33 protein-coding genes are annotated in these 25,400 nt (G+C 35.4%); 4 read left to right on the top strand and 29 right to left on the bottom strand.

The window, feature by feature from the left end; all coding sequences use genetic code 11:
• Position 1 precedes the first annotated feature (1 nt).
• Together ACLBWW_RS26150 and ACLBWW_RS26145 are read right to left on the bottom strand one after the other, a co-directional pair.
• Entirely contained in the window at positions 2–388 is a 387-nt protein-coding gene (locus ACLBWW_RS26150; RefSeq protein WP_447614318.1) for an ASCH domain-containing protein, read from the bottom strand.
• On the bottom strand, positions 366–1,409 hold the full coding sequence (locus ACLBWW_RS26145; protein ID WP_447614317.1) for a hypothetical protein: 1,044 nt from the start codon (positions 1,407–1,409) through the stop codon (positions 366–368). The genes ACLBWW_RS26150 and ACLBWW_RS26145 overlap by 23 nt, the downstream gene beginning before the upstream one ends.
• Before the next feature lie 774 nt (positions 1,410–2,183).
• Here ACLBWW_RS26145 and ACLBWW_RS26140 point away from each other — a divergent pair.
• The 4 genes from ACLBWW_RS26140 to ACLBWW_RS26125 all read left to right on the top strand — a co-directional run bounded on the left by ACLBWW_RS26140 (position 2,184) and on the right by ACLBWW_RS26125 (position 4,626).
• Complete coding sequence (locus tag ACLBWW_RS26140) at positions 2,184–2,669, top strand: protein phosphatase 2C (protein WP_447614316.1); 486 nt, start codon at positions 2,184–2,186, stop codon at positions 2,667–2,669.
• Positions 2,670–2,727: 58 nt separating this feature from the next.
• A complete protein-coding gene (locus tag ACLBWW_RS26135; RefSeq protein WP_335426720.1) occupies positions 2,728–3,222 on the top strand; it encodes a protein phosphatase 2C in 495 nt (164 codons plus the stop codon).
• Positions 3,223–3,571: 349 nt separating this feature from the next.
• Positions 3,572–3,946: a protein phosphatase 2C gene (locus ACLBWW_RS26130; RefSeq protein WP_317616680.1), complete on the top strand. Its 375-nt coding sequence runs from the start codon at positions 3,572–3,574 to the stop codon at positions 3,944–3,946.
• A 170-nt stretch (positions 3,947–4,116) separates the two neighbouring features.
• On the top strand, positions 4,117–4,626 hold the full coding sequence (locus ACLBWW_RS26125; RefSeq protein WP_447614315.1) for a protein phosphatase 2C: 510 nt from the start codon (positions 4,117–4,119) through the stop codon (positions 4,624–4,626).
• A 61-nt stretch (positions 4,627–4,687) separates the two neighbouring features.
• Here ACLBWW_RS26125 and ACLBWW_RS26120 read toward each other — a convergent pair whose 3' ends face one another.
• The 27 genes from ACLBWW_RS26120 to ACLBWW_RS25990 all read right to left on the bottom strand — a co-directional run bounded on the left by ACLBWW_RS26120 (position 4,688) and on the right by ACLBWW_RS25990 (position 25,354).
• Positions 4,688–5,752 carry an N-acetylmuramoyl-L-alanine amidase gene (locus tag ACLBWW_RS26120; RefSeq protein ID WP_447614314.1) on the bottom strand — a complete coding sequence of 355 codons (1,065 nt, stop codon included), beginning with the start codon at positions 5,750–5,752 and terminating at the stop codon, positions 4,688–4,690.
• The gene (locus ACLBWW_RS26115; RefSeq protein WP_149238030.1) at positions 5,749–5,988 is read right to left on the bottom strand and encodes a holin; all 240 of its coding nucleotides are present in this window, start codon (positions 5,986–5,988) and stop codon (positions 5,749–5,751) included. The genes ACLBWW_RS26120 and ACLBWW_RS26115 overlap by 4 nt, the downstream gene beginning before the upstream one ends.
• On the bottom strand, positions 5,988–6,224 hold the full coding sequence (locus ACLBWW_RS26110) for a hemolysin XhlA family protein (RefSeq protein WP_107134832.1): 237 nt from the start codon (positions 6,222–6,224) through the stop codon (positions 5,988–5,990). The genes ACLBWW_RS26115 and ACLBWW_RS26110 overlap by 1 nt, the downstream gene beginning before the upstream one ends.
• 93 nt (positions 6,225–6,317) lie before the next feature.
• Complete coding sequence (locus ACLBWW_RS26105) at positions 6,318–6,470, bottom strand: XkdX family protein (protein WP_000057774.1); 153 nt, start codon at positions 6,468–6,470, stop codon at positions 6,318–6,320.
• On the bottom strand, positions 6,471–6,908 hold the full coding sequence (locus ACLBWW_RS26100; RefSeq protein ID WP_107134831.1) for a hypothetical protein: 438 nt from the start codon (positions 6,906–6,908) through the stop codon (positions 6,471–6,473). It abuts the gene before it with no gap.
• 18 nt (positions 6,909–6,926) lie between these two features.
• A complete protein-coding gene (locus ACLBWW_RS26095) occupies positions 6,927–8,117 on the bottom strand; it encodes a BppU family phage baseplate upper protein (protein WP_447614313.1) in 1,191 nt (396 codons plus the stop codon).
• Positions 8,086–8,280 carry a hypothetical protein gene (locus ACLBWW_RS26090; RefSeq protein WP_107134829.1) on the bottom strand — a complete coding sequence of 65 codons (195 nt, stop codon included), beginning with the start codon at positions 8,278–8,280 and terminating at the stop codon, positions 8,086–8,088. The genes ACLBWW_RS26095 and ACLBWW_RS26090 overlap by 32 nt, the downstream gene beginning before the upstream one ends.
• A gap of 11 nt (positions 8,281–8,291) precedes the next feature.
• Positions 8,292–10,466 carry a phage tail spike protein gene (locus ACLBWW_RS26085; protein WP_107134828.1) on the bottom strand — a complete coding sequence of 725 codons (2,175 nt, stop codon included), beginning with the start codon at positions 10,464–10,466 and terminating at the stop codon, positions 8,292–8,294.
• Positions 10,451–11,140, bottom strand: coding sequence for a phage tail domain-containing protein (locus tag ACLBWW_RS26080; protein ID WP_060487450.1), 690 nt, complete (start codon positions 11,138–11,140; stop codon positions 10,451–10,453). Before ACLBWW_RS26080 ends, ACLBWW_RS26085 begins: the two co-directional genes overlap by 16 nt.
• A 2-nt stretch (positions 11,141–11,142) precedes the next feature.
• The gene (locus ACLBWW_RS26075) at positions 11,143–15,273 is read right to left on the bottom strand and encodes a hypothetical protein (protein WP_447614312.1); all 4,131 of its coding nucleotides are present in this window, start codon (positions 15,271–15,273) and stop codon (positions 11,143–11,145) included.
• A gap of 178 nt (positions 15,274–15,451) precedes the next feature.
• Positions 15,452–15,913 carry a hypothetical protein gene (locus ACLBWW_RS26070; protein ID WP_353836356.1) on the bottom strand — a complete coding sequence of 154 codons (462 nt, stop codon included), beginning with the start codon at positions 15,911–15,913 and terminating at the stop codon, positions 15,452–15,454.
• A gap of 67 nt (positions 15,914–15,980) precedes the next feature.
• Positions 15,981–16,565, bottom strand: a complete 585-nt coding sequence (locus ACLBWW_RS26065) for a phage tail protein (RefSeq protein ID WP_107134825.1) — start codon at positions 16,563–16,565, stop codon at positions 15,981–15,983.
• A gap of 1 nt (position 16,566) precedes the next feature.
• Complete coding sequence (locus ACLBWW_RS26060) at positions 16,567–16,995, bottom strand: hypothetical protein (protein WP_107134824.1); 429 nt, start codon at positions 16,993–16,995, stop codon at positions 16,567–16,569.
• Entirely contained in the window at positions 16,976–17,383 is a 408-nt protein-coding gene (locus ACLBWW_RS26055; RefSeq protein ID WP_223265764.1) for a hypothetical protein, read from the bottom strand. The genes ACLBWW_RS26060 and ACLBWW_RS26055 overlap by 20 nt, the downstream gene beginning before the upstream one ends.
• A complete protein-coding gene (locus tag ACLBWW_RS26050) occupies positions 17,376–17,732 on the bottom strand; it encodes a phage head closure protein (protein ID WP_107134878.1) in 357 nt (118 codons plus the stop codon). Before ACLBWW_RS26050 ends, ACLBWW_RS26055 begins: the two co-directional genes overlap by 8 nt.
• A complete protein-coding gene (locus ACLBWW_RS26045; RefSeq protein ID WP_107134879.1) occupies positions 17,713–18,012 on the bottom strand; it encodes a phage head-tail connector protein in 300 nt (99 codons plus the stop codon). The genes ACLBWW_RS26050 and ACLBWW_RS26045 overlap by 20 nt, the downstream gene beginning before the upstream one ends.
• A 9-nt stretch (positions 18,013–18,021) precedes the next feature.
• On the bottom strand, positions 18,022–18,246 hold the full coding sequence (locus ACLBWW_RS26040) for a hypothetical protein (RefSeq protein WP_107134823.1): 225 nt from the start codon (positions 18,244–18,246) through the stop codon (positions 18,022–18,024).
• 14 nt (positions 18,247–18,260) lie between these two features.
• Positions 18,261–19,424: a phage major capsid protein gene (locus ACLBWW_RS26035; protein ID WP_107134822.1), complete on the bottom strand. Its 1,164-nt coding sequence runs from the start codon at positions 19,422–19,424 to the stop codon at positions 18,261–18,263.
• 42 nt (positions 19,425–19,466) lie between these two features.
• Complete coding sequence (locus tag ACLBWW_RS26030; RefSeq protein ID WP_447614311.1) at positions 19,467–20,180, bottom strand: head maturation protease, ClpP-related; 714 nt, start codon at positions 20,178–20,180, stop codon at positions 19,467–19,469.
• The gene (locus ACLBWW_RS26025; protein WP_447614310.1) at positions 20,152–21,333 is read right to left on the bottom strand and encodes a phage portal protein; all 1,182 of its coding nucleotides are present in this window, start codon (positions 21,331–21,333) and stop codon (positions 20,152–20,154) included. Before ACLBWW_RS26025 ends, ACLBWW_RS26030 begins: the two co-directional genes overlap by 29 nt.
• A 14-nt stretch (positions 21,334–21,347) precedes the next feature.
• Entirely contained in the window at positions 21,348–23,030 is a 1,683-nt protein-coding gene (locus ACLBWW_RS26020; RefSeq protein WP_447614323.1) for a terminase TerL endonuclease subunit, read from the bottom strand.
• Positions 23,014–23,337, bottom strand: coding sequence for a P27 family phage terminase small subunit (locus tag ACLBWW_RS26015; RefSeq protein WP_447614309.1), 324 nt, complete (start codon positions 23,335–23,337; stop codon positions 23,014–23,016). Before ACLBWW_RS26015 ends, ACLBWW_RS26020 begins: the two co-directional genes overlap by 17 nt.
• A 107-nt stretch (positions 23,338–23,444) precedes the next feature.
• Positions 23,445–23,753 (bottom strand): hypothetical protein, encoded by a 309-nt coding sequence (locus ACLBWW_RS26010; protein ID WP_000582271.1) that lies wholly within the window; start codon positions 23,751–23,753, stop codon positions 23,445–23,447.
• A 2-nt stretch (positions 23,754–23,755) separates the two neighbouring features.
• Positions 23,756–24,103: an HNH endonuclease gene (locus ACLBWW_RS26005; protein ID WP_000426822.1), complete on the bottom strand. Its 348-nt coding sequence runs from the start codon at positions 24,101–24,103 to the stop codon at positions 23,756–23,758.
• 10 nt (positions 24,104–24,113) lie between these two features.
• The gene (locus tag ACLBWW_RS26000; protein WP_050426807.1) at positions 24,114–24,362 is read right to left on the bottom strand and encodes a hypothetical protein; all 249 of its coding nucleotides are present in this window, start codon (positions 24,360–24,362) and stop codon (positions 24,114–24,116) included.
• Between the two features lie 132 nt (positions 24,363–24,494).
• A complete protein-coding gene (locus tag ACLBWW_RS25995; RefSeq protein ID WP_000523951.1) occupies positions 24,495–24,719 on the bottom strand; it encodes a hypothetical protein in 225 nt (74 codons plus the stop codon).
• A gap of 386 nt (positions 24,720–25,105) precedes the next feature.
• A complete protein-coding gene (locus ACLBWW_RS25990; protein ID WP_447614308.1) occupies positions 25,106–25,354 on the bottom strand; it encodes a hypothetical protein in 249 nt (82 codons plus the stop codon).
• Positions 25,355–25,400 lie beyond the last annotated feature (46 nt).

Here is a 25,400-nt window from a genome sequence, read left to right as displayed (position 1 = left end):
CCTACATACCTCCATTCGTATAGCAAAATGATTGGGGTGCTGCTTTTAAATTGCTATCGAAGTCAATTAAATCTAGAGGTTCTTCATATTTTTTAAACTCTTTGATTTGTATAGCAACTCCCTTTTGTCTTCCTGCAAAGTAATGATTAAAATAGCTTTTTGTTATACCCGATTGTTTTTTCGTTTTTTCCCATATATTGTTAGGGTTATCTATAATTATATCTTCTATTTCAAACTCTCCTACTACTTTTCCGCATGGTTTAGTTGCGTACACAACTACAGAAGAAATATCCTTCCGCTTAAAAATTTTTTTTCTGTATTCAAACTTCTTGTTTCCTAAAATAATTTCCTCTACGAACTCTGGTTTAATTGATAATAAAACTTTCACATACCTCACCTAATTCTAAAATCTTTTCAAATTGTGAATTTGTTAAGGGCATAAAACCTGCATACTTCCCGTCACTTATCACATTTTTTTCAATTAATTCTTTCCTAATAATACGTTTTGGCAATGCAATATTATACAACACTTTAATAATATGAGGATACTTTTTTAACTCCCAAAATCCTTTTAACTCTAGAGGGGTAAAAATTGTTCCTTTACCGCAAAATTTAATGAATTCGTCAATGTTATTAAATTCACTAATATGTTTTCTTTCTATTACAGTACATATAGATGTTGCAACAGAACTATATTTAGCGGACTGACCCCATTCAGCTGTTCGATAAATTACTAACATATCTCCAGATTGAATACTTTCTATCCCCAGCATAGCTGTTAAATAAACCTTTTCAACTGTATTTGTAAAAGATAAATCTTCTATTTTATGATTTCTTTCCGTGTCTAGTTTTGAAAAAGGAAATAATCTTGTATGGTATTTAGGATAGATACCAAGTACAAATTTATTGTTGTCCTCTAATTGGATACATGGAAAGTCTCTAAAAATATCATTTTTTTTCTCCAATGTTTTTACATATACCAATTCACCGTTATTTTTTCTCCCCCAAAAAACAAAACCAAACTTTTCAAATATCTCCACTAACTTTACTTGCCTTTCAAAAAGAGTTACATAGCATTCAGAATACTTTTCTTCTAGCATTCTCTTCAAAATAATACCAATAAAACGTTCTCCCAGAACTGTTCCATGTGGATTGATTTTAAAGGTTCCAATCTTAAGGCGTCTTTTTTTCACAAAATTTGGAGTGATAGTATCATCAGACTCATCTTCTTCCTTAAGATACAAAAATCCCTGAACTCCATTTTTTCTTAAAACATAAGCTTTTTCACCTTGATAGGCTTTCTTCTCGAACCATCTTTCGAAACCCTCATAATCCTCTATTAGACTTTCGAAAAAGCGATCATTTACATCTAATTGTGAGATTTTAATTTGTTCAATTACATCATTCATTAACTTTCTTCCTCCTATGTTATCATTTCTAGCAACAATGTTCAAACGTACGTTCTTATTTAGAGTGTATTTATTGATACCAATTAATTATAGCAAAAAAAGGAATTTTTCATAAAAAAATCTTTTCATTAAACGAACTGCCCTTAAATGATTTATCCAATTAAATTAACAAAAATCTAGAACAATACATTTTTAATTAGACTCAAATTATTAAATATAATATGTAATAAAATCACACTTTTAAAATATTTTATAAATTAGTATGATTTACTTAATTTAAGGGGGATTATTATATGAAGATTGTCCAGTCAATATTTAGAGGATTTCGTTTGATCGGGAGGATTGTTAATCCAATACTAAAGGCATTATCTAAAAGTAAATTTTAAATTTCATAAAAATAAAAATCCCCTTCCGCACCCATATGCAGAAGGGGATTTTTTTCAAATTATTCTATTCGTTCTACAGACACTATTCATAGATAAATAAGAACCGGTGTATATTTACATTAACATTTATAAATACGGAATCCAAGATATAATTATCTACATATAGAATCAGGTAATAATTTTTATTCATAAAACTATTCTTTTATAAGAAATCACTTCCCATATATATAATTCCATTTTTGTTGTCAACTTCACAAATTATGACTAAAAGAATATCGAAAATTCTAATATATTCATTTACTCTGAAAATCGAATAATGTAATATAATGGATGTAACAAACACATAGGGAAAGGGATGGAAAAGATGTTAAAAAAACTTAAAAAAATTATGGTAGTTGTTGCTGCAGCTGTTATGTTATCTGCTGGCTTTGCAACAGTCGCACCAAAGGAAGCTTCGGCACATTGGGCTGACGGAGCTATGGACTGGGGACTAAGAAATGGCTATATCACCGCTGACTTAAGAGATAGTTACGCTACCCGACAAGACACTTGGCTGATTATAACACGTGTCGCTAATGATCTTTCAGGTGGATCAAGTTACACTGCATCACGTAATTACGTAATGAATAGAAAAATATCAGATGGATCAAACCCTCAAGCATATGTTACACGTGGGCAAGTATGCCAAATGTTGTATAGAGCCGCTCATCCGGGCGCGTACGGAACTATAGATGATCATGGCGCATATAGCTGGGCACGTGCAAAGAAGATTGTCCAAGAAGCAGATGGCCGTGGTGCCCGTGTTGCTGAGGCCGCTACAAGAGCTGAAGTTATGACTATGATAAGGCAAGCCTGGTTTATAGGCGCACTCTAATAATTAAATTGCGCGAAATTTCAAGTGTTAAAAACCTTTAGCGGAAGGAATGGAAAATATGTTAAAAAAACTTAAAAAAATTATGGTAGTTGTTGCTGCTGCTTTTATGCTATCTGCTGGCTTTGCAACAATTGCACCAAAGGAAGCTTCAGCACACTGGGCTGACGGAGCTATGGACTGGGGACTACGCAATGGTTACATTACTGCTGATTTACGAGATAATTATGCTACCCGACAAGATACTTGGCTAATCCTAACACGTATTGCTACTGATCATTCAGGAGGATCCACTTATGACGCCGCGCGTAAGTATGTGATGAGTAATAAAATCTCAGATGGTAGCAACCCTCAAAACTATGTTACTCGTTTTCAAGTAGTACAAATGCTACATAGACATACGTATAAATCCATTCATTTCGCAAGTGCGGATTATCAAGCACTCGAGTGGGCAGTTAATAAGGGGATATACGATGGTACACGAAATAGCGATCCTGCTACAAGAGCTGAGGTTATGACTATGATGAGGCAAGCCTGGCTTGTAGGTGCACTCTAATAATTAAATCAATGGAAACAATGAACTAAACAAATGCCGCCCAATTAAGGGTGGCATTTGTTTTATCAAACTATTCTTTTATAAGAAATAACATCATACACAATTCCATTTTCTTGTCAACTTCACAAAATATGACTAAAAGAATATCGTAAATTCAAATATATCTATTTACTTCTAAAACCAAATATTGTAATATAATGTATGTTATAAACACATAGGGAAAGGAATGGAAAATATGTTAAAAAAAATTAAAAAATTTATGGTCGTTGCTGCTGCAGCTGTTATGTTATCTGCTGGCTTTGCAACAGTAGCACCCAAGGAAGCCTCTGCACATTGGGCAGATACTCAAATGAATTGGGCTTTCAACAAAGGCATTATTACTGCTGATTTAAGAGACGGCCTTGCAACTCGTCAGGATGTTTGGATAATGATTGCACGTTGGGATAAAAATTACGTTGGAAATTATGAGCAAGCGCGTCAGTATGTAGTGCGAAACGGTATTTCTGATGGTACTCGTGGAACTAACTGGGCGACTCGTAATGAAACCGTTGCTATGTTGTATAACTACTTCTACGGTAATGGTGGTTGGACTCCCAATAAAGGCTTTAAAGATGCATTTACTTGGGGACGTACTGTAGGTGTCTATGATGGTAGCCGTGGAAATGATGCTGCTACAAGAGCTGAAGTTGTTACTATGATGTATAACACACATTCGAATCGATAAGAAAATATAAGAAAGAGGAGTCTCCCACAATTGGGTAATCCCTCTTTCACTAACTTCCCATATACATAGGATTCATTTTTTCTATGCATATATAATGAACTAATATAATTTATAGAACCATCTGCTGAATATTAGATTTTATAAACAAAATAAGGGGAGGAATGGAAAAGATGTTAAAAAAAATTAAAAAGTTTATGGTCGTTGCTGCTGCAGCTATTATGCTATCTGTAGGATTTGCAGCAACTGCACCAAATGAAGCTCATGCAGCACATTGGGCTGATAAACAGATGAATTGGGCTATGAACAGAGGTTATATCACGGCAGACCTAAGAGATAATCTAGCTACTAGACAGGACGCATGGTTAATTCTAACGCGCGCAATAAAGGGACAAGGTGGATATGACTATAACTATGCACGCCAATTTTTAGGGTATCGTGATGTTACAGATGGTACAAGAGGCACTAACTGGATTACTCGTGATGAAATGGCTGGAATGTTGTATCAAAACAGACTAAAAAGTCCAGCATGGAGTCCTGAGACTGGATTCTACAACTCAAATAATTGGGCAAAATCAACTGGTATCTTTGATGGTACTCGCGGAAATGATTTTGCCACAAGAGCTGAAGTTATTAGTATGATATATAATGCATGGTTAACTGGTAGACTAACAAGAGTTTAATAAAAAATATTTTTATTAAAAAGAGAACTATTCTAAATGAGTAGTCCTCTTTTTTGTTCTACTAATGTACACTTACATATTTCTCACTAGATGTAATGTAAAATGTATGTCCTCTCGAATTATGCACTTTGTATTGCAATGAACCATTAACACTTACTTTCGCATCAATAGTAAACCCTAAACCTGCATCTACAGAGCCAGCAACATCTTTATCTTGCCAAGATGGTGCATCATAGAAACGTAGATTGTTAACTTTAGATACAACGCGTTTCCCTACAATAGATGAATCCACTGTACTCTTCTTACTAAACTTCACATAAGATGGATCGTTCTTAATCCACTGATCTCCACCGAGATTTAACCAACCATCCTTTTCCGCCCACACAATATAAGATTCTGGTTTGTTTAACTGACGAATCTTATAATAGCTTGTACCAGGGCCTTTTCGTAAGTTAACGTTGTAACCTTCAATATAAGCGATACCGTCTGTTACAGCTGTTGGTACTTCTTCTGGTTTAGATGACTTCTCTGGAACAGAAACATCCACGCTAGAATTATTGTATGCTTGTTGTACGTCTGCTCTAAATTGAGCTTCTGAAACGCCATGAGACTTTAAGTAATCAATTGGATCTTCATGATCAGTACCGCCGAGATAATGTGTTACATCGCTATGCGTCCATAATCCTTTTTCTACAGATAACCCACGGTCACGTAAGATTTTAGCCAGTAATTTAACATATTTATCATAGCTGCGTTTGAATTTTGTATAGTCCGCTGTTTCGCATAACTCTACATGTACAAATCGTTTATTCGCAGCAGGTCCACCGCCATAAGCAATGTACTTTGTATCAGCAATTTGGATTGTTTCATTCCAATCAACTGCATAATGAACGAATGCTTTTCTCCATGTACGAGCCTCGTATTTTTGGATATTAATAGCTGGAGCTTCTGGAGTTGCTGTAGAATGTGCTACAACTCCCTCATAAGCACCTACACCATTACGGTATGATTTTTTGGGTAAATCTGGAATAATAAGCATTCTATCAGCAAAAGCACTTGTAGCAAAAGAACCAGCAAGTACTAGAATCATAAGGAACGAGGTAATATATTTCATTGTCTTTTTCATTTAGCATCAACATCCTTTTTCATAATTTTTGTGTGGTCAAATAATCCACTTGCTGACAGTCCGATGATGATTCCTTGAAATACATTTGTTTTGATATCTCCGCCCAAAAATAAAACGCCTAGCACAATGCCAAGCGTTACATTTAATAACGGAACATATTTTGTTTGTAATCCAATTGTTTTTACAATCTGCGAAAGACACACTACAATTCCGGTCATTACAGTAATTTCAACCATTACATACCACCTCCTTTCAAGAAGAAAGTGAGAGCTGCCCCTACAATTCCACCGACAATAAGTCGTAAAATCCAGGTAGTATTTGCACTGATTTTATCTAGTTGCTTGTTGATATTATCAATATCTTTCTCGTTACCTGTTGTACGCATTTCCAAACTTTTAATCTCTACCCTTATTTCCTTAATTTCTTGCTTGATTTCTTGAACATCGGTTCTTACCTCTTGTAACCCTTCCATATTGATCACCTCATTTCAAAATAAAAAGAGAGACATCTATTTGTCCCTCTTTTCTTATAAAAGCCGTATTTTGTGCAAAATAAAAAATACCAGCTATTGCTGCTCCACATAATCAAAGTTTGTAATTTCCTTGTATTGCTCTGGTGTAATCTTCTTAGCTTGAACAAATACGCCTACATCTTCGTATGAATAAAATCCCTTCGCATAATATCTCTTAGCTAGTGCATAAAAATCTAATTGAGCCATTTATAAAACGCCACCTTTAATTAAATTTAAAACGAGCGTAGATTGTTCTTCTTGCATCAATTCAAGAGTCATTTCTTTTTTTATAGAAGAAAGTACCAATCCCGCATTCTCTTCTTCTAATGTTTCGTGTTTATCCTTCATTTCAGTAATAAGATTGTTTAGTTTTTCAATTTCACTTGGCTTGTTTGGTTGGGGCTTATTCATTTCTTCCAGTTCTTCTTCTGTGATTGTTTCAACCCACTTTTCTCCATCCCATACAGGTTTCCAATTCGGCTGCGGTAATGGTATTTCTGTTGAGTTTTCTGGAATGTTTTTATAAACAGGAATCCATTCAATCACATTCCCGTCATTATCTGTCTTAGTGTCATATGAAGGGAATATAATCACATTTTCTAAATATCTTCCTGTTTGTTTGTCGTATACATAAAATGTTCTCATATTTTTTAATCACCGCCTTTATACAATGTAAGTAAGGGAAAATCTATATAATGATACTGTAGCTTCAATTCCTTCAAGATAGATGTCTCCATTAGGTTTTACAATTACATAACCAGTTTTTAGTGCTAAACCTTGAAAATAGTTAGGTGTAAAGAACATTTCTCTATCTGGTCTAAATATCGCTGGAACATTAGCAATGACCTGCTTATCTTTGAAATCAGTAATCGCACAGACGATATTAACAACATTACCTGAACGTTTAACGGCTGATGCTGGTTGTGAACTTTGTTGTTTAACTCCGTTTATTAAGATTAATGGTGTCCAGTCAGTATCATTACTTTGTTTCACTATACCGTTTACTTCTAGATTACTATCGAAACGAAATCCTGTTGCAATCTTTGATAGTACATTGCTGCCATTAAGTTGTAATGCAGTAGTTGTAAATTTCCATCCGTTAAGAGTTTTGAGTAAGTCATTTGATGTTACATGCTCTTCCCACCCAATCCAAGTTCCATTATCGAGGTAGTTCGTAAATAATTTACCTTGAAAATCTTTAGCGATAACAAATCCATAATTTGCAGAATTTAAAAACGAAATACCACGCCACGACTTAGCATTAGGTGCATTACCTTGCACCCCACCTGCACAATAAATTGTGCTCACTCCTAGTCCTCTAGCGAAAATTTCGTTAAGGATGTTCTTTGTAGTATCGCTAATCGAAATTAACGCACCACCAGTATCTAGTGTCAGTTTTGGTACTTGTACATTTTTTGCATTAATCAAGTTTGTTAACTCTACGATTTTTTTATTTGTATCATCTATTTCTTTACGATAACCAGCTACAGCTTCAAGGGCCTTGTCAAAGTCAGAAATATAATCCTTTATTTCAATCTTTCCTTGTTTCACATCGCATCCTAAAATGACTTTAATGTCAGATGTAGTAAACCGTTCTGACTCTTTTTCAAATGCGAAATATCCAGCCCATACACCGCGGGTTGATACTGACTCTTTTGAAAAGGTATATTCAAAGATTCCTTTTGTCGCATCAATAATAACTGCATCATTTCGAACGAAATATCCATTCGAATTAGCTGCTTCATATTTCACTACAAACCCTGTTAGATCAACCGCTTTTCCTCGTTCTTTCAAATTCCCGACAATTTTAAATCCGTTTCGGTCATTCTCCCTCGCCGTGATTGTTCTCGGCATACTCTGGTTGGACAGGTCCAGTACTATCGTTTCCGTTCTCATTGGAAGCTCCTTTCTGCAGTAAAATTAATTGTGCTTTTAATACCGCGTTCTCTGTTTCTGTAGCTACTAATTTTTCTGCTAACATGCCGTTTGCCACTCTTAAAACATCTACTTCATTCATGATCACACCTCCTATTTTCTTTCTAGCGCTTCTATACGAGCAAATGCATTATCTATACGAGCAATTTGCCAACCTAAGGCTGATGCATCTGCCTTACCACTTACAGCATTCGCCGCATTAACAGCTATTTTATTTACTTCTTCCACACGAGCTGAAGCCCAATCAGCAACCCGTCTTGCTTCTCCCGCTTTAAAATCTGCATCCGTTATCGCTTTGAATTTCAAGCCAATATCTTGACCGTTAATCCAACCAATCCAAGCTTCCTGCCATCTGTGTGTCGCTGTCCCTAATGAACCATTCCCGCTTGTCCAAGGACGAATTGCCGCACCACCTCTATCACCTTCACCTGGTACAATCGTCCATTCTTCACCTTTCATTGCTCCTTCGATTTTAGAAAGTGGTGAGGCATCGAACCTGACAGGGTGGTGGAATTCTGCACGAGCCTCTACTCGCATTTTTTCAGACGGTATGATATACAATGTCGGTGGGCGCATATATACATCACCATATCGACTTTCAATATAAATTGAGTTACCAAAAGAACCATCTGCCGCACGTTTACCGAAAGCCAAACCAGTTGCTACACCTTCCGCCTCAGATACGCCAAAATAAGTGATTTCAGCGGAACTACCATCTGCTTGACGTGTTTTCGCTTGGGCAATTTGAGTCACTAGTTTTCCTGTCTCGGAGTAAAAATCAACGCCAGAGCGATCTAAATCGATTCTGAAACGGTTGTTGCGGCTTCGGAGAATACCAGAAACAATGTCATCAGCCACTAGATTAACAACCTTAATTAAATTAGCATCTAATGTACCTGTTGTTATAAAATCAGCTACAATTCGACCGTCCATCGTCATAGCTGTTTCATATGGACCATTTATCCCTTTAGGAGAGAATCCCAATCCATTTATGTTCCATTGCCAAACTTTTTTAGCTGTCTTTTCCGAATCTGTATCCATAATTAAAATACGTTCTGGATACGTACGCACATGACCACCAAAACCAGAATTAATTAAATTCGTTGCATTGTTTTTCGCTTGTTGTAGCACGGATTCTTCCATATCTTCAAGACCATCAGTAATTTTACTAACGTCATTCATTTTATCTAAAAAGGATTTTTTATAACTTCCTAGATTCAAATCTTTGTATTTTTCTGTTAGTACATTAAACACATAACTAATCGCCTTCGCCTGTATATCTACACCGAGTTTGCTATGTTTCACCCGAACAGTATCGGCTAGATATACCCGTTCTAACACCGCATAATCCTTGTATTCCTCTGTCTTAGACAGTTCCACAAAATTAACTTTATAGTTAGCTTGTGGAATATCAATTTTTTCATCCGTAAACTTAGATTTCGCCGCTGCTCGTAATGCTTTATATGCTTCTTCAAGTGGGAGAGCTTCTTCATCATTTCTTCCCTCTTCTTTTTGAGCCTTAATGTGATTAAATTCAATTACTTTAATTCTAGGGCGGCTGTAATTATTTATTAATGGGCTATCCACATACTTTTCAGGTAACAATAATCCATCTGCGCCCTTAGGCATGATACGAGTAACAACCACATCCAAATCTACATCACTTTCAAAACCTATAAGGTTTTTTTGATCTTGTATTGTAACCCCTCTATCTGTTCCACGTTGTTGATACATTTTGATATCAAAAAAGTCTCTTACTAGTTCGCCGCCCCAACGGTTCACAAAACTATTGTCTTCCTGCGGATCAAGAATTGCTTCAACAGGGTTTCTCCTTACTATTCGGCTGTTATTCATTTTAGAGATATCACAAACAACTTTAAATGGATGCGGATATTGTGTTTTACGGAGTAATTGATCTAACGCTCCCACTCCCGGTTGCTCTACAATGTTGGTATCTTCAATCAGATTTTCCAAAAGGTCATAAAAAATATGCCTAGCGTAAATTTTTACAGTAGACATATTTTTCTTTACACACCTATGAATAGTAAATGGTTGCGGGCCTTCTGGTGTCTCGGCTTTGATAATACGTTCTTCTTGTATCTCATTGCATTTAAGTCCAAGCACAGGATATTCCATGTAAAGCTCAAAAGAACCGTTTAATGTTTCTGATACTTCAGCTATAATTGTATCTTTTAGAAAACATATTCCATTATTCGTGAAATCCCTCGTGTTCTTTTCATATAAAACTGGAATCATAGATATCTCCATCTTCCTTCAATTTCTACTTTAGAAACATTTCCAGTCCACGATATGTTATTCGCTCCCCTTTGGAAGAATGGAAAATCACCAATCATCTTATGATTTTGTGGACTTGTATCTTTATAACATTCCATCATTTGTGAATCTACAATAACATATTGGTTCACGTCTTTTAAAAGAAAGGTTTTATCATTAATTGTCATTTTAATTTCACCTGAACCGTATATCTTCAGAAATGGATTTGACTTATACGTTCCTGGATTATAAACAATTTCTGGTCCTGTAATTTCTAATGAACTATAGGTAAAATATGCATGTGGGCCTAATGTGAAACCCACTTCAAATTTACCGTATTCTTCTATCTCATTTTCAATATCATCTATTTCCACATATTTCACTTTATAAAAAACATCTTCATCATTGAAAGATAAGGTTTTTGCTTCTAATAACCATACCTTTATAAATCTAAGCTTCGTTTTTAATGACTCTTCATCCAGCAATATGTTAAGTTCCACTGATAAGTTAATATCTTCATATTCCCCTAGTTCAGTAAGCGCTCCGTCATCTCTTCCCTCTACCTCATGTTTTATTATTTTTCTTTTTGGGGTAGGGATTGGGGGGCGCTCAACTAAACATAATTCATAATCACTTGCGGGTATATTATCTATTATCAGTTCTAACATCGTTACGCCCTCCTTCCTATACCTGCGGCACTTTCGTTTTGTGTGTATGTTAATTCATTTCTTACTTCTACAGCTAGCTTTCTGATATCTGCTTCTTCACGTACTGTTCCGTACAAATTCAATGTAATGGATGGTTGATTGGTTACGCTATTCACTAATGATTGTGGGATAGCCGATGCATAAGACACCGAACCATCAATGTCCGGCTTCGACCATTCAGCCATTTTAGATGCTGCATTTTGGACAGAGGTTTTCATCTTATCCATACCAATAACTAATCCTTTACCTAAATTCACACCAACCATATCTCGCATCCAACGTGAAGGTGAATGAATTCCTAAAGCACTTGTAATTCTATCCTTAATCCCACTTGCCGTTTCCGTGATTTTATCCCAAATTCGATTGACCATTGATGAAATACCGTTTAATAAACCTTCCATAATATTTCGACCAATATCCATTAAGTTAATCCCAGATAAGAATGAAGTTATATTATCCCAAACATTAGATACCGTATTAAATACTGCATCTAATACGCTTGATGTTACGGAACTAACTGCGTTCCATCCGGCTGATATAATATTACCTACAGCTGACATAACAGATGAAATCACATTACTAATACCACTAAAAATTGATTTTACTACTCCCCATACAGCATTTAAAACACTAGAGAATATTGAACTCACTAGATTTAATCCACCACTTACAACCGTGCCAATCAAGGACATAGCACCTTGGATAATACTCCCGATAAGCGACATTACACTAGATGTGATTCCTTTTACAGCTTCCCAAGCGCCACTCCAATCACCTTTCAATATCGAAGTAAACAGTTTGATAACATTTGTGATGATGCCAAGTACAGATGATATTACGCTCATTATCGTTGGGAATACTGCCTGCACAATGGATAAAATGAATTGTATCGCTGGAATCAATACGCCCTTTATGACTTCTGCCATACCTTGTAATATTGCTGAAATTATAGGTATTATAGCTTGAATAATTGCCATGATTACAGGGAAAACAGCTTGTACAACCTGTAAAATAAGCGGAATTACTGTAGTTGCTATAATTCTAATGACTTCACCAAACAGCTTTACAATTTCAATTACAATCGGAATTGTTGTTTGAACGATTGAAACAATAATCGGAAATACCTGTTGGAAAATTGTAAGAAAAATCGGTAGTGCTTCTTGTACGATAATTACAATAATATCCGCAAAAGTTTTTATAAGTACAATCCAAATTCCTACTGACGCTTGAATTACATTTAAGATCACTGGGAAGACTTCTTGTACTACTTGAGCAAGCATAGGCATAACTTCAGCTGCTAATCCTGAAAACATTTGTACTAATTCTTGAACAACCCCTGTTATTAAAGGCATTAATTCAATTGTTGTATCAGTAAACAACTTGATTAAGTCTGTAACAAGTGGCATAACTTGTTGAACTGTTTCTCCAAATAATTTAAATAAATCCGCTGCTAACGGCATAATTCCCGTTACAACTTCACCAAACAGACTAATAATTGTTGAACCTAACTCTCCAAATGCTGTTCCTAACTCAGCAAATACTGGCTGTAATGACGCGAAACTTTCCATGATTACTTGTCCAGTCTTTTGAAACTCTGGTGCTAATGGCGCAAATGCATCTATAAATCCTTGTGCTAGTGAGGTTATAACCGGCATAATAACAGATGCAATAGAAGTAAATACACCTTGAATGATTTGCCATGCTGACATCAAGGCTTCTTTCGCTTGATCGTTCGTATTTATTAATTTAAATATCGTTGCACCTAACGAAGCTATAATTGCAATTACCCATCCAACAGGACCCGTTACACCTAAAAATGTTAATCCTAAACGGACAATTAATGGCGTGAGCGTTGCAATCGTATTTCCTATTGATGAAAACGATGATTTAATGAATTTAATAATTGGAGAAATTGCGGAACCTAATCCACTAAATATATTTGATAAAGAAGAAATCTTGCTTTGGAGTGAATTTTCAATAGCATCTCCTATTTCACTGAATTTCGATTTTATAGAGTCAACTAAACTCCCTATTGCACTTCCCATAGCTGAAAACTTACTCGGAATAGTTCCAAGAAAATCTCCGAAACTACTTAATGCATTTTTCATAGCCTCTATTGCTGTTGTTGTTGCATTCTTTATTGTTTCCCACGCGTTTATACAAGCATTTCGAAATGATTCATTTGTTTGCCATAAATGCCTTATCCCGACGACTAAGGCGGCTATTATGGCTATTACACCTATAATAATTCCAATGATAGAAAAGAATGATGTTGCAACCGCCCCTATACTTAATTGGGCATATGTTGCATAACTGGCTAAACTAATAAATACGGGCCCTAAAGCCATAGCGGCTCCAACAAGGATTCCAAGGGCAACAACGATCGTTGTTATTGCTGCTGCTAATGCTGGATGTGATGAAACCCAAGTTGCAAATGCGGCAATAACACTAGCGACTGTAGCCAACACTGGTTCAAGTGCCATTTTCAAATCCGCAAGTGCCTTTTGAAGTTTTACAGCTGGACTGGCATCCATTTTCTTTATCATTTCATTTAGTTGTTCTTGATTCTTGTTTAAATCTACAACTTTGTCTTGGGCACCAATAAGTGTATTTGTAATGTTTTGCCCTTGATCTTCATACATCGTCCCGAAAAGTTTAACACCAATTTCGTTTCGTTTTGTTTCATCTTCAATATCAGCCAAAGCTTTAGCAATATCTGTCATAGCTGCGGAACCTTCTTTACCGCCCTTTGCTACAGATTGCCCCCATTTTTCTAACTGATCAGCTGAAATTTTAGTACCTTCAAGCGCTTCCCGCATAGGCTTATCGACACCTTGACCGAATTCAGCGGCTTTTATACGCCCTTCTTTCAATCCGTCTAACAGGTTATCAATATTCCAAGTTCCTGTTTCAACCCCAGCTTCCATAATTGCCTGCACTTCTTCAGCATTGTAACCCGCTCGTGTTAGCTGCCCGCCATATTCAGCGATAATGTCCAATTGTTCCGGTGGAAATCCGATATTTAACAGTCGATTCGTTAGTCCTAATGCCGTATCATTGGTTATCCCTAATTCATTACCAATTTCATTTGTTTCTTGAATTAACTCAGTAAAATCTATACCTGCATAAGCACTTGAAATGGCTCCTGCTCCTTTTACAATTGAAGCATTCGCTTTATCACTAACGGTTTTATTTAATGCCCATTGTCTTCGTGTACCCTCAAGAGCTTCTTCCACATCAACACCATAAGCTCCAACTCCACGAACCGCTTCTTCAACTGATTTTTTAGAAGATGCTGGGACCTCAAAGGTTACATCAATTTTCGTTTTTAATTTAGAAGTATCAAGCGCTTGCTCGATGACCCCTGCAATACCGCCACCAGCCATTAGTCCACCTAATAGATTTTCTAAGCCAATATCTAAACCTTTGAGACTATGCTCCGCCCTTTCTGCTTCTCGTGAAAGGTCCCTCAATTCGTTTCTAACATTTTCTATAGAGTTTCCATCGTCCACAGATCGAAGAGCACGTTGCAACTTTTCAATATCAGTTTCTGCCCCTAATGCTTCACGACCAATTAAATCAAGTGCTTGTTCTAACTGCCTAGCGGTCGCCGTACCGTTTCTAATTGCATTCGTTAGATTATTCCCTAATGCATTAGAAAAGTGTTCTACACTCGTTCCAGTAGCGTCAAAAAACGTCTTTAATTGTTTCGTTGCATTTTGTTGCTCTTGCAAACTTCTATTTGTTGTACTAATTTGATTTTGTAATTGTTGTTCTGCAATTTGCTGGCTTCTTAACCTTGTTTCTAGCTTGGCAACTTCGGTTGAATTTTCGCCATACAGTGCTTTAGCTCTTTGTAAATGTTCCGCGGTTGCTTGCGTAGCTCTTTGTGCAACTGCATATTGTTGCGATAGATTTTGAAGTTTTGCCTGTAATTTTTCTGAATCAGTAGCATTTAACTTCATCTGTTCTTCTTGTAATTTCATTTCTTGACGAAGTTTTTTTGATTCTTGATTCATGCCCTTCATAGCATCATTAAAATCTTTATTTTGCGCTTTAAATATAACTTCTACTTCCGAATTGTTTCTTGCCACATTCTCACCTACCTTTCTTTTGGATTGTTACTCCAAGCATTGAATGCTGTAATTCCTGCATAAATCCGTTCCACAGACGCAATAGGTGCATGCCAAAAAGTCTCTGGATCAATCCCAGAGACCAAGCAATACAAAACATATAAGTCCTCTACACACTCGACTTTCGCGTCAGGAACTTTTACTTTTTTTTATCTTTTCCACTGTTATCCGTGCTTTTTTGGAATGCTGTTGCAAATTGATTCGGGTCTTGATTAATTACATCTGTAATTAATGTTGCGTATAATTGCATAGATTCAACTAGTGGTTCATGAAATCTTTTTAAAAAATCCTCATATGATAGGTTTTCTTTAGGATTTGCTCCGCTAAACGCTAAATAAATAATTTTATGCATATTCGTCTGATCGATTTCTCCTAAAGCTTCTAAATCGGCATTCCCCTCTTTATTCACTCCATCTAAAGCTTGAAACTTTAATAAATCTTTAAAAATAGAACTTTCAACAAGACCTAAATCTTTACCCTTCTGTAAAGCGTAATTCGTTAAAAATGCTGGGTATTTTTGTTCGTTAATAAATCTTGTTTCAAATTCACCATCAACACTCACAACTTCAAATTCTTTTAGTGTTACCGTTTGTACTTTCATGTATTATTCCTCGCTTTCATTTTTTCGTTTAATCCAATAGAAAAAGACCCGTTGTAAACTGGGGCTTTTAAGGTGCTGGCGTTCCTTTAACAAGAGTTGAATTAAATTGCGTGTGCCACTTTTGAGCGACTGTAGCATCTGTTAATTCTTCCACAAATGCTTCATAATAAAATTTCTTCAATTCATCTGGTAAAGCTGTGAATTCTAACTCCATCATTGCTAGTTCCTCTTCGCCATTTGCGATTGAAAACTTAAACCCTGTAGAATTTGAGCAATTTGGAAAAGCAATTAATTTTACAATATCCTGAAATTCATCCACTACATCAGCTGTAAATACGAAATCATTTCCTTTTGATTCACTACCATATGCCCAGATGCCGGGCTTTAATCCTGTTGTATCAAAACCAAAATAATCCCTTGCTACTTTAACAGGGATATGTGCTGCAACAGTTATTTTAATTTCAGTTGTCTTTGTTTTCTTTTTAATAGTTGCCCCACCGCATATTTTTTTAATTTCTTTTATTTCCGGTTCCCCTTCAATCGTTCCTACACATCCGAAGGGTGTGCCGGGTTCCTGTACACCTTTCTTTTTAAACTGGATACTTGCGTTAACAATCGACACGGAATCAAATTCTTCAATCACTTTAACCATACTAAAATTCCTCCTCTATCACTTTATCTACACCTTCATGTAGTTTTTCTATAATCTTTGGTTTTGCGTTCATAAGTCCTCGTTCTGCAAATCGCTGTTCTAACGGATTACTTGAACCTCGTCCCTCGTTAGGGAAAACTAAATAACCAAACGAGCCTTTTTTATTAGCCGCTCCACCACGAGCCTTTACTTTGAAACCTAAATTCATCTTTTCACTTTTTGACCAATTGCTATTTTTGGCATGAGCCTTATCACGAACGCTCCATTTAGACCGAGATACCCGAATAAGCTTTGTAATTTCCTCTGTAGCAATTTGTATACCATCCGTATGAAGAATGGTGTTTACTGCGGGTTCCATTTTATTTGGTAACATCCGCATCTTTTCCTCAAGCTTTTCTATAGCTGAATAATCAAGTTCGAACGCATTCATATGGAATCACCCTCTTAAATGTAAAAACAACACGATCAATATAACGATCTATATCTTTTACCTGAAGACGATCACTTTTAGCAACGACAAAAGATACCATTTTCACCTTACTAATAGATGAAATGATATCGATTACCTGTTCATCTAAATCAGCCTGATTTTCAGATAAATAGCTGATATATACATTTTGAGAAATTGTACGTTCATTGGAAGATGGCTGAAACTCGCCATATTCCAAAATGAAACAATTATATCCCTCTTCGGTTAATTGCGATTCCTCATCTTCTGCTAATTCATCCTCCACAACTAAAAGCTTAAATCCATCGTCAAGAGATTTTTTAATGCCACTTCGTTGCTCCTTCATTAGCTTTTTAGATTTTTCATTCACGAGATTTCACCGCCTGTTGTAAATAAAAGAAAAGATATTGTTTATTAGAATCATGATCCGTTTTAATCACGTCATATTCGATTCCATCAATCAATACCTTGAGTTTATTCTTATTTATTTTTCTAAATGAAGGTGGGTACAACGTTTTTAACTTTAAATCTAGGCCCGTTGTTAAAACACCAACAATTTGATAATCACTATCACGGAAAGACATTTCTTTATAAGCAAGTTTACCTTCTTCATGAAATTTCTCACCAATTCGTTTTCCATTTTCAGATCGTTCAGTCTTTTTGTAACCATATTCTAAAAATCCATCGTTAAAGGTTTCTCTATACGCTTTCTGAACCATTAACAACACCCACTCTTCCTATTGCTACATCTAAAATGAGTCTAGATAGTTCATTCTTATAATTTTTTTCGAATTCATCACCAGCATTGTTATAAACGTATCGACAACGTTCTAACAGTAAATCTTTTGGTGTTAACTCCTTAGAAAAATCAAAAGACGCATTCGTTAATCTAAACAAATACGCCTTTCCTTTATCTAAAATGCTATTTAAATGTGCATCCTCTTCGTTCCATGTGATTTTAAGTACATCTTTTAATTCTTCAAGAAGATTATCTTCCAATGGAATCACCTACTTATCTTCTTGATCTGACTGTTTTTCCGAAGACTTACTTGTCGTTTTTGCTTTTTCAAGTTTAGGACCCAAGAAAGCAATTTGATATGGATTTTCGGTTGATTGCAAGTATTTCACCCGTTTAGAATTCGATTTAAAATCAGCCTTTGGATATTGCTCACCTTTTTTATAAGTAATACCATCATGCTCTGTTTCAATAAAGTCGTTTAATACTGGATACATACTATTCACTCCTTTTAAGGCGTTGGTGTTCCTTCTTTTGGCTCAAGTGCTGTAATATCAAATACTGTGAATGAATCATGGTCCAGCGGACGACCATTCGCAAGTTGACGAATAAGATATAAACGTTGATCTTCAATAAGACGTACTGTGTCATTTGATTCTAAAGTTTGCTTAGATGCTACACCCATAAAGTAATCTTTTGGCTTACCACCAATCATTGTATTTAACGGAACGGCTGGCGATTGTACAATTGTTAAGCCTGGTACACCGAAATTATCATATGTCCAAGTGCCATCGTCCTTACGTTTCGCTCCAATTGGGAAGAATTTTGTTGCGTAATCTAAAGGATTCACAATTAACGTTACACCTGTATATCGTTTAGTGCCGTCTTTTGTTGTAGGAGCTAAGATTTTTTTACCGATAGTGGCTGGAGTAAAATCAGCTAAGACTACTTTCTTTTTATCTGGGAAAATACCATCCGTTACAGCGCCTTTTAAATCTTTAATCATACCAATTGGTTGTTTTTTTCCCGTCCCCATAACGATGACTCTTTCTAATTCTTCTGCTACAACTTCTTTCATAAATGTACGAACATATTTATCTAGCCACTCAGGACCTAATTCGAACATAGCTTTACATACAACTAAGAATCCACTAAGTTTGAACATGCCTTGATCGATTGTCGTGAAACCTTCATCAATCATTTCTTTAATTGCATCACAAACATCACCCCAATAAGCTGAAGCTGCTCCTTCTTTTCTAACAATCCATTGAGTAGTTGCCCCAACTGTTTGGAAATTAACGAGTGATAATAGCGGATGTTCTTTCTCTAATTCTTCAAAAACACGTTCGAAAATAGTTGGTGGCATCAATTTATGTGTTTCATTAAATGAATTCACATCTATTGCTGCATTGTAAAACTTTTTCTCTTCATTTGTTAAAGTGCGTACACCACGAGAAGCTAAAACTTGAGCATCCCAGTTTTCATTTTTTGCTTGTTGCGCTTCATCAATAATACCATTCATCATATTTTGGAAATGCTGCATGTTATTTTCCATGTTTGCGACAATACGCTCTGCTACTACCTGTGCATCTCCTGTTTCAAGCGCTTCTTGAACATTAACGATCTGTTGATCTTTATTTTCGATTACCGGACGATCTAAATTTCTGATAGTCATCTTATTACCTCCTTGATTTTTGACAATAAAAAAAGCACTGCTTTACGCGCGCTTAAATTTATTAAGTATATTTTGATTTGTATTTGCTACTGCTGGTTCATTCTGTTTATTTTTATTTCGGAATTTTTGTAGAACATTATTTTTAAATTCCTCTGGATCTGCTACTGCAATTTCTTCCACATGTTCATTTACCTTGTGAGCTAATCCGAATTCTACTGCTTCGTTTGCAGTAAACCATGTTTCATTCGCAATCATCGTCTCAATTTCTGAACGTTCCCCTTGGTAACGAGTCATATAGATATCAGCAATTGACTTGTCTATTCCTTCAAGAGCATTCAGTGTTTTACGAATGTCTAACTTTGTTCCCCAAGTCCATGTAGAAGCCTCATGAATCATTAGCATAGAACCTGTATTCATAATTAATTCATCTGCTGCCATTGCAATAATTGATGCGGCACTTGCGGCCAATCCATCTACATTAATGATAATTTTTGCTGGATGATTTTTTAATTGGTTGTAAATTGCAATTCCATCAAACACATCCCCACCAGGACTATTTAAATTGATATTAATAACATTCGCTGAAGTAGCTTTTAATGTCTTTTCAATATCAACCGCTGATGTTGAATCACTCCACCACGATTCACCAATATCACCATAAATCGTTATGTCTAACGAATCCGTTTTTGTTTCTGCCTTAAATGTATGTTGAACATTAGCTAAATGGTTATATTTGTAATTCTTGTAACGTCTCATCCTTTTCACCCCCTTCCAGTGAATCTGCTTCTTGATAGTTTTTCGTTACATGTCTTCTGTTTGCCCATTCTTCATCAATCGGCTCTTTTCCAAGCATCATTAAGACATCATTAATTGTTAAACCACCAATCGCAAATAATTTATCCATTGCGGTTGATAATTTCGTGATATCAACAATTTTTATTTTCGTTGTATCAATTTTTAAGTATGTTCTTTTCAAATACTCTTCTTTCTTGTACATCTTTCGGTTAAATTCATCTTGTATCAATTCAGCAATCGGATTAATACAGAAAGCTAAAAATGAATCCATTTGCTTTTCAATATCAGCCACGTCCCCTTTTAAAATTCCAATAGGAACATGAAAAGCCGTTGCTACATAACCAAATATATCACTGACTAAATCACTAATATCACGACTTGTGCTATTGTTTGCGACACCATTTTTACTATCGCTCATATCTTCGAAAACATAGCCATCTTGCAATTGAAAAGCAGATCCTACTTTATCAGCGTTGAACCAGTTCTTTAATTGACTTTCAAACATCTCATCAATCGCTGCTTGTGTTTCTTCATCTTGCGGCCTTAAAAAATCACCTTTAATTAACAAGCGCTTATTATTTTTTCTTTTATAATAATCAATAGAGGATGCAAGTAATTTCCCAAAACTGTTATACATTCCATCGATGACTTCCATGATGTTGCGATCATTTAATTTAAAATGAAATACTTCAGATTCATTAAATGATTTTTGAAAGGTAAAATCATCAATCGTTATGTCATTATATATATTTTCTTTTAATGCAAATTTAGTAACATTAAAAGAATCCGCTATATACAATTGTTCATCTTGCATAATAACTACGCACTCATTGTCCATGATTAAATGATTAACTAAGCTATGCATAAATTCTGATGCATTTTGATTTTGATTAGGTTGTACATTGAGCAAATAATGATTTTCACCACGTTTTTCTTTACCTTTTTCAAACGTTTGAAATTCACATCTAGTTAGAGCATTAGCGATTAAATCAATACAGCTTTCCACAGCTAATTTTTTATAGTAGTAATCAACACTTAATTCATAAAGACATTCCTTTAAAGTAAAAGTGTTATTACTTCCAAGAAAACCGCTTATCCATTCTCTTAACCCCAAATTCTCACCACCCTTTATACACTAAATGATTTGAATATCTTTCTAACATTTTCTTTCGTTAAAGCATTTGCTTCTTTTAGTTCGCTATCAAAATTAAGCGCATGTAAAAAAGCGAAAAAACCATCTGTTTTTCGCTTCTCTTTATCAATCTTCTTATATTCAATATTTCCATTCATTTTTTCTTCTTTATATACATTCCCAACATACCAACGCATAAGCGGATCATCACCAAAAACAATTGTATGTTTGATAAATATCTCTTCCACAAGTGGAGCAAGTTTACTATGAGTTGCTGGACCGCGACGAACAATTTCAATTTCAAAACCCGCTGCTTCAAGCGCCTCTTTTAAAATTGCTGAACGATATAAGTCCATGCTGACTTTTTTTATACGGTATTTCTTATTCATCATGATGAACCAATTCAGCACATGTTCCGCATTAATTGATTTGTCGTAAACTACAGTAAGCAATCCTTTTTCAATAGCGATTCGAATAATGTCTGGGTTAATATCTTGTAATTTAGGCGCTGTATGATGCATGAATGTATGTTGCATCCAATAACGTTTTCCATCTTTTTTGAAATATATCCCCACTGAACAAAAGTCTCGAATTTGAGCAAAGTCCACAGCCCCTATGCATTCTATTCCTTGAACATTTTCAGGGAATGGCTGCTCTGTAGCTAATCGTTCTTCGTATGTAGCAACCTCTTTTCTTGTATCCTCGACAGGTAAATTCATTCTTTTCGTCATGAACTCAATCCGCAAAGCACTATTACGTTTCATATCATGATATTCTTTACGCATTTCATGTTGTAAATTTTCATTGTATCTATATGAAGGGTTCGCCTTTTCCCACATAGACTCATCATGAACTTCTTTTTCATCATCAAGCTTACATATGAAAGGAAACAGTGTGGAGTGTGGCAATTCTTTATTTAACACCATTTGAGCTTCGTCTTTCATGTCATCCAATACTCCACCACGGACATTTCCATCTGTTGTAATATAAAAAATCCTTGGGTCCTTCTTTTTACCCAAACCAGATGTGAAAACTTTTATATTAGAATAATCCTCATATTCATGTAACTCATCAAATATAACAGTTCCACTTCGCTTACCATCTTTTGTACGAGCATTTGACGTGTTAAATTCAAATTTAGATTTAGTTTTATAATGTTTAATTAGTTTTTTTGATTTATAAAAAACTTTTTTTAATTTCTTTGCAAATTTGGGTGTTTCTAAAATATTTAAAACATCTTCGAATGAGGTTTTCGCCTGATCTTCTGAAGTTGCCACAATATCTATATCATAATTCTTAATCCCGTGATGACCACTTAGCATATAAAAACAGTCATAACTGATATATCCGTTTTTACCTGCCCCGCGACCAAGTAGTAACAGATATCTGTCAAACATAAGACGACCGTCATCATAACGTACACCATAAAAAATGGCATTACAGAACCTTTGCCAAGCAAATAGTGAAAAAGAAAAATAAGGGGCTGGCTTTTCTACTGATTTTTCAATAGCATCTGCATCAATTACTACACCCGGTTGATCTAACTTCCAACGAAGAAACTCCATGAGTTGTTTTTGTTCTTTACAACTTTGTATTTCCTCATTGTCAACCATACGCATATACTCATCGATGTAAGGATGATATTGATATGTGGTTGGATATCTAGATGTCATCATCATCATCATCATTACCTTCATATATTGGCTCTTTCAAACCAAGCACTTTTAATAATTCTGTCATTCGCTTATTTGTCTCACGAAATTCTTTTGTAGCTGGATTCGCTTTGACTCCTTTTTGACTATCGCTATTTTGCCATTCAATCATTGGTCCGTTCTTTTTCATTTCTCTTGCTAGCTTATTTTTCACATCAAACATTGTCATGTAGTCATCAACAAGGTCAACGTAGTGCATACCCTGCAAACCGCCAATTTCCAATTGTTGTAATAAATCTTGTTTCATTTGTGCTTTTTTTGATAGTTTTCGCACAAGTACCCCCCTCTTACTTTTTAATTCGCAAAAATATTTTAACCGCTCTCCTCCCCCCGTTGAATGGTCCTCCAAGGAAAAGCCAAACTTTTTTGACCGGGGGGTGTTTAAGAAACTAATTCAAAATATTCTTCAATAAAATTCAAAATAAAAAAGACCTCTTCACTAGAAATCTTTAAAATTTCTTTTGTAAATATTAAATTCTTTTCTTCTTGTAATCTTTCTCTTACATCAACGAGCTTAAGTCTCTTACACTTTCTTGGGTTCGCACAGTCTCTTATCTGACAGTAACGCCAATAAGAATACTTCCGGAACTGATTGAGCATGTCGCGCTCATATGACGTCCTCTCGCTCTTCTCAGCGTATTGAATCATTAAGTCAGTATCGAATGTCCAACTACCATCCGCAATTATCATAGCTACCAGCGCTCCTCATTGACGAACTTAGGTTCACTATTACGAATCATCTTATCCTTACCATCAGCAATATTATGGTGACGTACACAAATGTATTCAAGATTATCTAATTCCAATGCAAGATGTGGATGAGTCTTAACTGGTTTGATATGATTCACATCCATCTTTGTCTTGCGTCCACGTTCATCAAGTGTATCTCGTGTTGTTACCTTTCCTTCCTGTTTGCAATGCTCACATTCACTCTTAGCTCGATCAATTGCTTTTAATCTTAATGCTCTCCACTCTTTAGACTTATAGAACTTCATAAGCTTATCTTCTTTTATAAGCTGGATAAGTTGTTCATTCTCCACCACATTCACCTCATCCATTAGGTATAGCAATACTGTTATTTTTCTTCCACTCTTCAAATTCAAACTTAGCAACTTCAAGCGCTTTATCTAGCCAACGTAATTGTATTTTATTCTGTTCCACAATTTCCGAACTCGTTTTTATTGTAGACAAAATCTGTTCCCTTCTGGATTCTTGCTCTTTAATCCATGATTCCATACTATTGATATAGATTTCTTCCTCACTTGTTGCAAGTTCACCATGACGCTTATACTTGTTCATTTTGTATCTATCTACCAAAGCGCCATTACACTTCGGACAAACCTTCACTTCCTCATAATTTCCTTTTCCTAACTCTAATTTCAATTTGTATTCACAAAGCAAACACTGGTATAAAACTTTCCCCATTTTTTCTCACTCCTTTTCTTTCTCTAACAGATCATCCAACAACTTGTTGATTACACTTGTTAAAGCTTCTTCTCTATCTTCAAAAATTGTATTCATTTGTAATTCATCAAGTACTTTAATTACATCTGGTATCTTTTCTAATCCGACATATTGTTTGATTTTTTGCTTACTGCGAAGAGCTTTAAGGATTATCCCAACAATCATAGCTTTTTCAAGCTTATTTAATCCCATCCTTCATCCTCCTCAAAAATAAAAAGCACCCGAATGGATGCTTTTCTTTCGATTATTCATTTGTACTTTAATTGTGGTACGTGAAGTTTTATTCTTTTTCCAATCACCTAATGTTGTTACATTCATCTGCGCCAACATTATTAAGTAACTGGAAGAAGAACAAAAGCCCCTCTCCGTTTACACAACAGATTTTGACATTGGAATTGAAAACAAGAACAACATTTCATTCAATCCTCAACCATCACCCATAGCCTAACGATCCATTTGAGTTATAAAGGAATGTGAAAAATGTTTTCCGCCACTTCTCACAATATAAATATAACATGTTAAAAACCAAAACGTGTCCGTAAATAGTTCGCAAATAGTTCACGAATAGTTCGCGTTTTTCACTTTCTCTTTTTCTCTTTAGTTAACAATCTTGGGTTTCTTATTATGACTGACCAATCTTTACCAGAACTCCAATCAATACCTCCTATTAATTGAATGTCATCTCCTGCACCATTAATAATTGGAGAATAAAATTCTCGTCTTGCTTTCGCATCAATTCCTAATGTCTCTCGTAAATTCTGCTCCACTTCATCATAAATTATCGAACCGCAATTTAGCCCATCAATACTTCCAGTACTTTTTCCCATCGTTTTTCAGCCTCTTTTCGCATAGTTTTGATTAAATATGTTCTTT

Source organism: Bacillus sp. M5A3_1b, assembly GCF_053345335.1.
Note: the sequence above shows the minus strand (reverse complement) of the source record. Positions and strands in the feature narration are given on the sequence as shown.